Source organism: Vibrio sp. TH_r3 (assembly GCF_033101115.1).
Classification (GTDB): Bacteria; Pseudomonadota; Gammaproteobacteria; order Enterobacterales; family Vibrionaceae; genus Vibrio.
This window is the reverse complement of sequence record NZ_JAWMPW010000002.1, coordinates 212550-224553: the sequence shown is the minus strand read 5'-3', so window position 1 is coordinate 224553 and position 12004 is coordinate 212550. Positions and strand designations below refer to the sequence as shown.

Below are 12004 nucleotides of genomic sequence, written 5' to 3'. Positions count from 1 at the left end.
CAACTTAATCTTTACGTCAGTAATAGACGCATACTTTTTGCTGGGCTAAACTCACTACTTTAAAAGGTGTTTCATAAATAGCTTGCAAAACATCTTCTCGGATAACCTCTTCTACACTGCCTTCTTTTATTATTTCGCCTGATTTCATCGCAACTATATGATCTGAATAACAGGATGCAAAATTAATATCATGGATAACAATCACGATCGCTTTATTCATTTCATGTGCTAGACGTTTAATATTACGCATTATCTGAAGTGAATGTTTAATGTCTAAATTGTTTAATGGCTCATCGAGTAGCACATAATCGGTATCTTGAGCCATCACCATTGCTATAAAAGCCAGTTGCCTTTGCCCTCCACTCAATTCATCTAAATAATTAGATTCAATCGCGGCTAATTCTAAATACTCAATCGCATTACTAATAATATTTTGATCAACAGAGCTTAATTTTCCACCAGAATATGGAAAACGGCCAAACGCAACCAATTCACGCACAGTAAAACGCATGCTTAAACTATTCGACTGGCGCAAAACCGCTAACTTCTTTGCCAATAGTTTGGTGTCCCACTGCTCTATTTCTGTTCCGTCTATAAAAACAGTGCCAAAATCTTTATCTAATAAGCGACTAATCATCGACAATAAAGTGCTTTTCCCCGCCCCGTTCGGGCCGATAATAGAGGTGACTTTCCCTTTTTCGAAACTTACATTGTTATCGACAACGACATTTTTACCTGAAAAACGTTTCGCTAAATGTTCAACTTTAATCAATTTACACCTACATTATTTTATTGGTCAGTAAGATACGAAGGAAATACAGACCACCTAAAAAGTTAATTACAACGCTCAATGTGGTTTGAAAATTAAGCAAATTCTCTATCACAAACTGTCCGAGTAATAACGCGACTATCGCTAGCAACGAACAGGCAATAAACAACATGTTATGTTGGTATGTACGCAACCATTCACGCGCCAAATTAGTCACTAATAAACCAAAAAACAGAACCGGCCCGACTAGTGCGGTAGAAACAGCGATAAGAATGGAGCTCAGTATTAAAACCCGCATAGAAACATTTGCCACGTCAACACCAAGACTGGTTGCATTATCATGGTCTAACCAAAAGACATTTAGCAGTGCATTCATACGGAATAAACATATTGCACAAAACAGGATAATCGGAAGACTGATATAAATAAGCTCAGCCTGAACGTTGTTAAAACTAGCAAACATGGTTGATTGAACCATAGTATATTCATTTGGATCGAGCATCATGGCAAACATAGTAGAAAAATTTGAAAACAACTGACTAAGAACAACCCCCATGAGTAATAGAATAATGATATTTTTTCTACCCGAACGAAAATAGAATTTAAATAGCGTTAATGAAAAGCCAATCATAAGTGAAACACAAATGATAAAATTCAAATATGGATTCAATAAAAATTGACTCAAACCACCAACAAAAAACGCAATCATTACTTGAATCAAAACGTACAATGAATCAAAGCCCATGATACTAGGCGTCAATATCCGATTGTGAGTAATGGTTTGAAATGCCATAGACGATAACGCAATTGCCGTTCCAGCCAAAATCATCGCTAACACCTTTGGCAAACGCCGAGATAAGAAATATTGATAGTTATCCGGTGTTAAACCTTTACCAACTAATGTCACAACAAGCACGATGGCTATAACCGTTAATAATACAATTTTGAATTGATCATTACGCAGTTTATCTACCGGTCCTTTGTCGGCACAAGTATTATTATCTAATACTTTGGCATTAATTGTTTTTTCAACCATGACGTTCTCTCTTTAATAATAAACTCATAAAAACGAGCCCACCAATAATGCTAATGACAATGGATATAGGCATTTCATAAGGGAATATAATAATTCTACTTAGCACATCACAAACCAATACAATACAAGCACCTAACAGTGCCGTTGGCGCGATATTTTTTCGTAGATTATCACCAAAGAAATAACTGACTACATTGGGTACAATGAGTCCAAGAAATGGTAATTGACCAACAATCATCACCACTGAAGCTGCCATAACCGACACCAACACCACACCAATTGAAACGATTTGGTTGTATTTTAAACCGAGATTAATAGCGAAACTTTTACCGATTCCCACTGCAGATATGCTCGTCGCGTAAAAATAGGTAAATACCGCAACAGGTATCGCAATATAAAGTAACTCAAAATCCCCTGTCAAAATATTAGCGAAGTTAGCCATCGTCCATCCGGACAAATTTTGCAAAGCGTCGTACTTATAAGCGATAAATATAACAATGGAGTTAATAACGTTGCCAAAAATTATACCGATGAGAGGTACAAATACCGCATTTTTGAATTGAATAGACTGAATGAGTTTAATAAATAATAACGTACCAAGTATGGCGCATAGAAATATAAGCCAAAGCGCGTTTCCATGACCAAATATCAATAAACTTAGCATGTAACCGAACATCGCACATTCTATTGTTCCGGCGGTAGAAGGTGCAGCAAATTTGTTTTGGCTAATCTGCTGCATCACTAATCCTGCAATGCTAAGCCCTGCTCCAGATAGTAATATCGCAAACAATCGTGGCAATCGGCTGGTGAAAACTAAATCCCAGGCGTCAGAGTTTCCATTGAATAAAGCGTAGAGTGATAGATCACTTATTCCAACAAATAGTGAGGCGAAACTCAGCCCCACTAATCCAATCAATAACCATCTCACTGTGCTATATCATCAATCATTTGTTGTGTAGCATTAACGCCTGCAATCGCAAGATACCATGCGTTAATATCTAAGAAAATGACCCGATCATTTTTGTAAGCAGGTGTGGCTTTCACTAGATCATTATCAAAGGCGGCACGTGTATTACTCTTTCCTTTGTTGACCAATTTGTCTCGGTCAACCACAAATAGTATCGAAGGTTTAGCATCACGAATAAATTCATAAGACACTAAGTCACCATGTCGGCTATCTTTAATGTCATGCACGCTTTCTTTGAAGGCGAAATCAGTATAAATAACCGAGAATCGTGAATGTGCACCAAATGTTGTCACGTTACCACCTGAGCTCATCACCGTTAACGCATCATATTCATTCGCTTGATTATGTTGTTTTATTTTTTCGATCTGAACGTCAAAATCGGCAATCGTCTGTTCTACCTGTGATTCAATGTTAAACAAAGTACCAAGATTACGCCACTGCTGCTGAGTGCTCTCCCAATACGACTTTTTATCATCTAACGTAAACACAAGTGTCGGCGCAATCTCTTGTAGCTCTTTGTAAAACTTCGAGCCACGTGCACCCACCACTATGAGATCCGGTTTTAATGTATAAATCGCTTCAAAATCCGGTTCGAACAATGAACCTGTCGACGCAAATTTATCACCATTGTATTTTTCTAAATATTTCGGATACGTCGTACCATGAGAAACAGCGATAGGAGTAATAGCAAAGTAATCTAATGCATCCAGTGCACCTACCCCAATTACCGCAACACGTTTAGGTGGAGTATCTACCGTAGTGGTTCCAAAAAGATGATTAACAGATGCTGCGTGCAGAACTGACGAAGCCATAGATAAGCAACTGACGAGTAAAACAACGATTTTTTTCACTTTAACTATTCCTTAATACGGATGATAAGCATTATTATTAAGATTTAGATAATAAAGATTACTGAAGAATGATTCAAGTATTTGTTTGAATGGTTAGATGATGAAGAAGACACATATTAAAATAATTCCGTCGTTACACACCGAACAACCAATAAAAAGTGATCACTTTTTATTGGTCAATCGAGTCGAAACCATCTCATGTTTTGTATAGAAAATTTAGTTACTATCTTGCTTTATTAAAACCGTAAAGCACGGAACAACGTGATAACAATTGTTGTGTGATTATAATGGTTTTTGAAAGCCACCTTTTGGCATAAATCGCGAAGCGAAACACAGAGGTGACGCATTGTTTTACATCACTTAAACTAAGTTTTGTTATCTGCTTACGCAGATCCTCCTAGGTTACCTATTTACCATAAAATAATATAAATTTTACATAACTCTAACTGATCCATTGATATTTTATATTAATTTCCAGTCCTGACTGATCAGTAGGAATCAAAGCATGAAAATTTCTGAATATTTACCCGACCTAGAATTGGACAACTGCATAGAGTGTGGACTTCCTACTAAGGTAACTGGGGTCGTTTACAAAAACATTCAAAGCAATCAGATTTTAGATTGTTTATGCATGTGGTGTTTAGAAAGTAGCAAAGAACAGTTTATTGCGATTTCTCCGTCAATACACTCAACAATGAGGTGACTGAAGGAGTGAACTAATGCTATTAACAACAAAAATTGCCAAGAGACTCTAAAAAATAAGGGTGTACTCCGTTGATGCCACCTCGAAAGAATGTAGCTCTTTGGGAAGACTGCCATCCCAGAAACGGGGCGGTAACGGCTCTTAAACATTGGACAATAGCGGAATGGAAAACTGAGTCTGGTTATCACTATCGTTCAATATCCGAGACCGAGATATCCCGATATAAAGGACTAACAAGCGGTAAATTAAGCTTGAAATGCTACAACGCTCAAGTGGGCGAAATCATGGCGAATGTCAAAGCGATTAACAAAGTCATAGGACTAGGTATGCCCGTTAGAAGCTAACGGCTCGCAATGTATGATGTCGTTGATCTTCAAGCTGATTAGATCAACAACGCCAGAGGAAACTGACTTAAAAAAGTTACAATAACTTCTAGTCAGCAATTGAAAATATAACGTATAAGCTAGTTTGGCACGACAAAATCGTTTGATGTTCACACAGATCTGACAGACTTTACTATCACGTTTTTGCCCCGAAATGTGTTTAAGTTTTAACCTAGTAGGCAGTTTGTCTTACATTTTTTATCTCTGTTTGGGAAAAACAGTGACTGTTCTCTTCAGACGCTGTGTAAAAACAACACTGGTAACAAGAAATATTTAAACACATATTTACTAGAAAGTATGTTTCTCCCTCCGACAATTTTTCAACTCAAAACATTCAAAAAAAGAGCTGTAGTTAGATAATTTTCACACTGTTAAGTTAGCAATTGCTGTGGGATAATGCACTAAAATTAAAAACTAAACCCCACTAAGGTAATGATCAATGGACAAACCAATTTGGATTTATTGGGAAAATTATAGAGGTCAACCTGATCCAGCGTATATTACTTTATGTAGATGGACGATGCTCCATAACTGGTCTGATTCGAATATTATTTTCATTAATACATCTAATATAGAATATTATATCCCAAACATCAGAATAAGAACGTGTAATATTAATGTTGATGTTCGAGGAAGGCTGGATAAACTAAAGCGGAACATCTGGCCTAACAAATCTGATCTGGCAGTTAAATGTGATGTTTATCGGGCAAATCTTGTTAATACTTATGGAGGTATATACTGTGATGCTTCAGCAATAGCGCTTAAAAGTATAGATAATTATTTTGATATCATAAATACAGAGAAAAAATTTCTAGTTTCTAAGAGGCAGAGTCACGGTAAAGATCACTACCCCGTTAGTTTTTACGGTGCACCACCTGGTTCAAAAGTTATTTCCGAGTACGTATTAAAAATTGATGACTTGTTAAGTAAAAAAAAGAATTTTCACTATAATGAAATAGGTGCAGGATCTTTGACACCTATAGTAAATAGAAATCTCTCGCAAACAATTGTTCTAGACGAGAGAAAAATCATGCCGATTACATTTGAAAACTGTGATGGTCTATATTTGGACAAGACAATCAAGGTAGAAGATATTGTAGATGACCAACAATGTGTGTTTAAGCTCTTTAATAACCCATTTAAAACGACTTTAGCTGAAATGAGCATTAGAGAACTATATTATTCAGATTATTTTATAGGGAAGTTATTTCGTCATGCGCTACCAGAAGAAGTATTTACGAGATATCTAAAGGATTTTAATGTGTAATGGTACGATTATCTTGGATAAGCATTAAGTCTTATAATCAGATGATTCATTAAGGTTTATTATGCAACGAAAAAGAAAAAATTATAGTTTCCGAACAGCAATAGCTGGAAACGACAATATAAAGCTGAAAAGCAAGGCATTACCCTACAAAAACTTTACGCCTGAGACATGCAAGGTTCATTGGGTGACAGACGTGACGTATATTCGTTCTAATCAGGGGTGGAGCAATCTGGTTTGCGGCCTAGATTTAGCAACAAAAGATGCTGTGGGTTATGCGTTGTCGCGCTCGTCTGACACAAAATAAGAGGTTGATAACTCGATGAGGACGGTAGGTGCGCAAACATCAAAGGCTATAAGGTAGCTCCTTCACTAAGAAGCCGAAAATACGTACGCATCTTAACTTTTATTACCAATAATCACTTTGTAAATACGTGGATTCCATATACATTTTGGCATACCATCGCATCAATAGTGACTAAAGCACCCTTGATATCAACAAGTTTAATGAATTCAGGTATTGCCGCTATCTCATTGCTTTTTTCTTCGATTTTAAGTTTCCCTAGAATAAGCTTGTTCGATGAAGCATAGGCGCTAATCATGTGGATAGTGCCAACTCGAACATCTCGGTTATATGAGCCCCGAAGTGCCTTCCCATCAGTTAGAGAATTTACCGCTGACATCCAGTTTATAAAACAGGCGTGAAATGGCTCGGGGTCAATCCTAGAAATAATTCGTGCTATCGTGTCGTCGACAGGGATATCGCTAATAAACATGCCATTACGTTTAAACCACTCATGATGGCCGAGAATGGATTCACGAATATCAAACCAACCTTTAGCACCTACAATAACAGCACACAATGAGCCGAAGAACACCTCAAACAAGTAATAACTTACCTTTGTGACTGGCGTTTGTCTGTGACGGTGTGAAAGTGTTCTCTAAACTTATCAATGAGCATTGCTGGCTAATCTCTTTCGTAAAAAAGAGTATATGACACAGCTAATTATGATCGTAAATCGATCGTTCTAAATGGTCAAAAGACATTCGCGATCTTACACTGTACGCTTAATACCTTATAACAGACGCGACTAACATTAACCAAGCCTTCGTACTTAAAGGGAAGTTCCATATTAAAGATAGCGATTTCTGTGTTGCCTTAATATAGTTTTTGTTTTCTCTAAAGAAATAAATATTCTTCATTAAACTATCAAATAATGCACGTTTTGTTATTTGTCTATTGTGAAGTAACCTAGGATCCTTAAGGAATTTTTTTAATACATATTCTCTATAAATTGAACCAGGCTCACCCTGAGTTGTAATACTTGTATTCCTGTCACGTCGATATGACATTAAATTATCATCTATATATAGCATCTTCTGTGATTTTAGTGCCACAGTTAAGATAAAATCTGTATCTTCAGCCATCTTAAGGCTTTCATCAAATCTTACATTATTAGCTATTGAAGATGACACTAATATGGTACCAACATTAACATATGATAGCGTTTCTAATATTTTATTATATGCATCCTGTAATATGAACGATTCACTATTTTTCTTAGTTAAAATTTTTTTTAAATTATTATCTGTTTCCTTAATGGGAATTTTTCTATTATCTAATGGATACCAATCATAATAGCCACAAGATACAAGTTTTACGTCATTTTTATAAGCTAACCTAAGTTTCTTTTCAATTGAGTTTGGCAATAATATGTCATCACTATCTAAGAACGAAATCCAGTTTCCCTCCGCAAGTTCCAGTCCAGTATTTCTTGCACCAGATACTCCTTTTTTGTGGCTATTACTAATAAGTGAAAAATTAGAACACTGCTTTGACATTATATAATTTTTACAAACATTAAAGCTGGAATCTGTAGAAGAGTCATCAATAATAATGACTTCAAGTTCATATTTTGTATCTTGAAATAAAATAGAGTCTAGGGTATCAGTGATATAATTTTCCATATTATACATTGGTATAATTATCGATACATCAACTTTACTCTTAAGAGGCATTCCACTAACTCCTTGTTTAACATGTTCTAAAAGCAAGCACATTTAGTATGTAATTATGACGATTTAATACTCTGCATAAGTTTAACTCACTAGTGAAAATTTTTCCAACTACGATATCTCTAGGTGCTCTCAACCCGGGGAGAACGTGTAATGATCCACTAGTACTGGAGAGTTCTTAAGCCGCTTTTTATCATCTGAACATACCTTGCTTTTCGGCTTTATATTGTCTTTTCAATCTAACCAAGGCAGAGAACATGCCCCCGATACTTGTTGTATTTGTTGATTAGAATATCCATCTTCAACCATCATTTTGCATATTCTAGTTTTTGTTAGTCGGAATAATTACTCGTTCTTTTCGTTTCATAATTTGGCCTCATTTATCATATAATTATAAGGCTTAAATAGTCTCCAGGATAATCGTACCATTACAATTGCCTCTTTAAATAAATGTCTAAACTTATATAAGATTATAAAATAAAAAGGCAATATCGCTTTATGCTTATTTGTACAAACTGTTGAAACAATGAAAATAAGTAAACATTATTCTTTTCCGTAAACGTTATTTTCCTGTTCTTGCACACGGATAAATGTTGTTCGTTTAGTTAACTCTTTGAGCCTTGCTGCACCCACATAGGTACAAGTTGAACGTACACCACCAAGAATATCAGAAATAGTAGTGTGCACAGTGCCACGAAATGGAATTAACACCGTTTTCCCTTCTGCTGCTCGATACTTGGCAACGCCACCTGAGTGCTTGTCCATTGCAGACTGTGAACTCATTCCGTAGAATTTCATGAATAATTCACCATTCACTTCTACTTTATCACCGCCTGATTCCTCATGACCAGCCAACATCCCACCTAACATAACAAAATCTGCTCCGCCGCCAAACGCTTTAGAAACATCGCCAGCACAAGCACAACCACCGTCGCCAATTATACGACCACCAAGACCATGAGCCGCGTCTGCGCATTCAATAATTGCCGACAGTTGCGGATAACCTACACCGGTTTTTACTCGAGTTGTACAGACTGAACCTGGACCAATACCTACTTTTACAATGTCTGCACCTGCTAAGATCAGTTCTTCGACCATATCTCCCGTCACCACATTACCTGCAGAGATCACTTTATCTGGAAATGCTTGGCGAACTTTGGTTACATACTCGACCAAATGTTCCGAATATCCATTGGCAATATCAACACAGATAAAAATAATATCATCGGTTAATGCCATAATATCTTTAGTTTTTTGAAAGTCATCTTCCGATGTACCCGTAGATACCATAACGTTATTTAACGTTGTTTCATCTGCATTTTGTATAAACCTTTTCCAATCATCAACATTGTAATGTTTATGTACTGCTGTCATAACATTATGTTCAGCCAATGCCGCTGCCATTTCAAAACTTGCAACCGAATCCATGTTTGCGGCTATAACAGGCACACCAGACCATTTACGCCCACTGTGCTTAAAGATAAATTCACGCGTTAAATTCACTTGAGAACGACTTTTTAATGTGGAACGTTTGGGACGAAAGAGTACGTCTTTAAATCCTAGTTTAAGTTCTTGTTCGATACGCATATCCATTTCCTTATTTTTATTAACTTTGCCATGCCGTTAATCTTGATTGCATCTGAATACTTGAATGGCCATGAATGTCTGGCAAATATTTTCAGGCACAAAAAAACCGGAGCGTTTGCAAGCACTCCGGTTTTAAACATTATAGCGAGCATTTCCTTGCTTACAAGTCTGATAATTTCATAAAATTTGTGCTACCATTTTGTACGTTACAAACTTAATTCCCACCGCTTGATCTTCTCATTTTTCGAACATATTTTTACGCGGATAACTAATAAAAAGGAATAGAGTTAGGGTATAAGCAATTAAATCGATCTACTTCAAGTTCTGATTCCCGAATCTTGCTACCATAAATTACTTTAAATTTTTCGATGATACTTATGGCTGACCCTCATATTAAATCCAAACTAGACTGGCTTGACCACCTCACCGTTATTATCTACAGACTAGGTTTTACATTCTGTTTTCCGATTGTCGCATTGTTACCTTGGAATACTGGATATCCGGTGCAAAACTGGTTATTCATTTGCGCGATAATGTGTGCTTCTTCGTTACATATTTACCTAAAATCATTCCGATTATTGCTACAAATGGCAACTTGGATAGGATTAATTTGTGTTTTACTTGGTTACCCAGAAGTAGGCCTTGGCGGTGCGTTTATAACGTTAGGAGGTCTATGTTTTAAAGAATATTTTTGTTTCAAAATACCAGGATTACCTTTGCAACCTTTTATTTTAGCCGCTCTGTGGTTTAGCTTACAATTAGACGCAGAGCTCATGGCTAAAGTATTAGCTATGGTCTCTGCTGTATTATTTCTGATAGTAAGTATTGCTAAATGGCGTATGCCGAGGCATTTCGATATTGGCGATAAAACTAAGTATCAAAGTTAATATTATCTGTTACAACGTTTTGTCGCAAAGTGGATGCTCATGTCGAAAAAACCTCACTCTATAGATTCACGAGCTGCCTAATGTAAGGAAACAAATCAGAAGCCAGTAGACCGCGCTCGCCTTCTTTTTTTGCACACTGATCAGCTGCCGTTGAATGCACCCAGACTCCAATTATGGCCGCTTGAGATATTGTGAAACCTTGCGCGATTAGCCCTGCTATTACACCTGTTAGTACATCGCCCATGCCTCCAGTTGCCATGCCGGGATTTCCTGCGCCACAAACCCAGAAGCTATCGCCGTTATATACGATTGTTCCTGCACCTTTCAATACAACAACACCGCCGTATTTTAATTGTAACGCTCGTGCAGCTGCAAAACGATCTTGCTCGACTTCTTCAACAGTTGAATTGAGCAACCTTGCGGCTTCACCAGGATGCGGTGTTATGACTCTTCGGCTGTTAAAATCAGGTGTGTTAGCCAATATATTTAGCCCATCAGCATCAACTACCATTGGTTTTTCAGCGGTTCTAGAATAACCGACTAACGACCTTCCCCAACTTGAATTTCCCAAACCTGGGCCTAAAGCAATCACGTCAGCCCACCAAAGGTGGTCATTGATTTCGCTACTATTGCCCCGCCAGTCGAAAACCATCACTTCAGGTCTTGCACTGACCAATGCAGAAACGTTTTCCGGTTGAGTAACCACTCTGGTTAAACCGGCGCCAACTCGCATACATGCTTCCGATGCTAAACGGATTGCTCCGAACATTCCACGGTCACCCCCTAAACAGAGCACCCGCCCATTTTGACCTTTGTGTACTGTTTTACGTCTTGGTGTTAACCATGCTTCAATATCGTTTTGAGACAATAAATAGCATTGACTGGAAGGGAGTTGCATGCGGTTGGGTTCAATCGACAAATCATCTAAGATGACGTCACCACAAAATTCTGCAGCGTTACCAGTAAATAAGCCCCTTTTTAAAGCAATTAAACAGATGGTTTGCGTCGCTTTTATGCACTGATTATCAATTGTACCTGAATCGGAACACAAGCCAGACGGAACATCTATTGAAACAACATCTAATTCGGAATCATTTATATGATCAGCTGCTTGAACATATTCGTTTCTTAATCCCCCTTTTAAACCTGTACCAACCAATGCATCGACTATTAAATCAGCTTTGACTAAATTACAGTCTTTTAAATGCGTTATCTTACCACCGGCTTTAAGCCATAAGTTTTTTGCTAAATGAGCATGACCCGTTATTTTTTGGCTATCTCCTAATTGCACCACGGTTACAGTGTAACCAGAAAGGAGTGCAAGTTGAGCGACAATATATCCATCGCCTCCATTGTTGCCAGTCCCACAATAAATTTGCAAACTATTAACGTCAGGATATAGTGCCTGCAACTGGGAAAATACACCTTGTCCTGCTTTCATCATCAACTCAAACATGTCTATGTTGAGTTCTGTGACTATATTTTGTTCACCTGTCTTTATCTGCTCTGCCGTATATAAAGGCATACTCAATTGAGTCACT

At 37.3% G+C, this 12004-nt stretch carries 9 protein-coding genes and 3 pseudogenes; 4 read left to right on the top strand and 8 right to left on the bottom strand.

Annotated elements, in window-relative coordinates; genetic code table 11:
* Positions 1 to 16 precede the first annotated feature (16 nt).
* The 4 genes from R3X26_RS03545 to R3X26_RS03530 are packed head-to-tail and all read right to left on the bottom strand — an operon-like array spanning position 17 to position 3584.
* Positions 17 to 772 carry an ABC transporter ATP-binding protein gene (locus R3X26_RS03545; protein ID WP_317715807.1) on the bottom strand — a complete coding sequence of 252 codons (756 nt, stop codon included), beginning with the start codon at positions 770 to 772 and terminating at the stop codon, positions 17 to 19.
* Positions 773 to 779: 7 nt separating this feature from the next.
* Entirely contained in the window at positions 780 to 1805 is a 1026-nt protein-coding gene (locus tag R3X26_RS03540) for an iron chelate uptake ABC transporter family permease subunit (protein ID WP_317715805.1), read from the bottom strand.
* Positions 1798 to 2733, bottom strand: a complete 936-nt coding sequence (locus R3X26_RS03535) for an ABC transporter permease (protein ID WP_317715804.1) — start codon at positions 2731 to 2733, stop codon at positions 1798 to 1800. The genes R3X26_RS03540 and R3X26_RS03535 overlap by 8 nt, the downstream gene beginning before the upstream one ends.
* Positions 2730 to 3584 carry a siderophore ABC transporter substrate-binding protein gene (locus R3X26_RS03530; RefSeq protein WP_411572387.1) on the bottom strand — a complete coding sequence of 285 codons (855 nt, stop codon included), beginning with the start codon at positions 3582 to 3584 and terminating at the stop codon, positions 2730 to 2732. The genes R3X26_RS03535 and R3X26_RS03530 overlap by 4 nt, the downstream gene beginning before the upstream one ends.
* Positions 3585 to 4356: 772 nt before the next feature.
* Between R3X26_RS03530 and R3X26_RS03525 the strand changes: the two are divergent.
* The 3 genes and pseudogenes from R3X26_RS03525 to R3X26_RS03515 all read left to right on the top strand — a co-directional run.
* A pseudogene (locus R3X26_RS03525) lies at positions 4357 to 4670 on the top strand (transposase); the annotation flags it as partial.
* Positions 4671 to 5148: 478 nt separating this feature from the next.
* Complete coding sequence (locus tag R3X26_RS03520; RefSeq protein ID WP_317715800.1) at positions 5149 to 5976, top strand: capsular polysaccharide synthesis protein; 828 nt, start codon at positions 5149 to 5151, stop codon at positions 5974 to 5976.
* Between the two features lie 148 nt (positions 5977 to 6124).
* Positions 6125 to 6274 (top strand): annotated as a pseudogene (locus R3X26_RS03515) (IS3 family transposase); the annotation flags it as partial.
* Between the two features lie 151 nt (positions 6275 to 6425).
* Here R3X26_RS03515 and R3X26_RS03510 read toward each other — a convergent pair.
* From R3X26_RS03510 to R3X26_RS03495, 3 genes and pseudogenes are all read right to left on the bottom strand, one after another.
* Positions 6426 to 6934 (bottom strand): annotated as a pseudogene (locus R3X26_RS03510) (ISAs1 family transposase); the annotation flags it as partial.
* Between the two features lie 107 nt (positions 6935 to 7041).
* A complete protein-coding gene (locus R3X26_RS03505) occupies positions 7042 to 7992 on the bottom strand; it encodes a glycosyltransferase family A protein (RefSeq protein WP_317715798.1) in 951 nt (316 codons plus the stop codon).
* Positions 7993 to 8532: 540 nt separating this feature from the next.
* Positions 8533 to 9576 (bottom strand): GMP reductase, encoded by a 1044-nt coding sequence (locus R3X26_RS03495; protein ID WP_317715796.1) that lies wholly within the window; start codon positions 9574 to 9576, stop codon positions 8533 to 8535.
* Between the two features lie 377 nt (positions 9577 to 9953).
* Between R3X26_RS03495 and R3X26_RS03490 the strand changes: the two genes are divergently transcribed.
* The gene (locus R3X26_RS03490; RefSeq protein WP_317715794.1) at positions 9954 to 10463 is read left to right on the top strand and encodes a DUF2301 domain-containing membrane protein; all 510 of its coding nucleotides are present in this window, start codon (positions 9954 to 9956) and stop codon (positions 10461 to 10463) included.
* A gap of 58 nt (positions 10464 to 10521) precedes the next feature.
* Here R3X26_RS03490 and R3X26_RS03485 read toward each other — a convergent pair whose 3' ends face one another.
* Positions 10522 to 12003 carry an NAD(P)H-hydrate dehydratase gene (locus R3X26_RS03485; RefSeq protein WP_317715792.1) on the bottom strand — a complete coding sequence of 494 codons (1482 nt, stop codon included), beginning with the start codon at positions 12001 to 12003 and terminating at the stop codon, positions 10522 to 10524.
* Position 12004: the final 1 nt, after the last annotated feature.

Bases quoted from the DNA above. Each gene is read 5' to 3' on its own strand.
- R3X26_RS03540 (WP_317715805.1), bottom strand. From the start codon at position 1,805: ATGGTTGAAAAAACAATTAATGCCAAAGTATTAGATAATAATACTTGT.
- R3X26_RS03530 (WP_411572387.1), bottom strand. From the start codon at position 3,584: ATGGCTTCGTCAGTTCTGCACGCAGCATCTGTTAATCATCTTTTTGGA.
- R3X26_RS03520 (WP_317715800.1), top strand. From the start codon at position 5,149: ATGGACAAACCAATTTGGATTTATTGGGAAAATTATAGAGGTCAACCT.
- R3X26_RS03505 (WP_317715798.1), bottom strand. From the start codon at position 7,992: ATGCCTCTTAAGAGTAAAGTTGATGTATCGATAATTATACCAATGTAT.
- R3X26_RS03495 (WP_317715796.1), bottom strand. From the start codon at position 9,576: ATGCGTATCGAACAAGAACTTAAACTAGGATTTAAAGACGTACTCTTT.
- R3X26_RS03490 (WP_317715794.1), top strand. From the start codon at position 9,954: ATGGCTGACCCTCATATTAAATCCAAACTAGACTGGCTTGACCACCTC.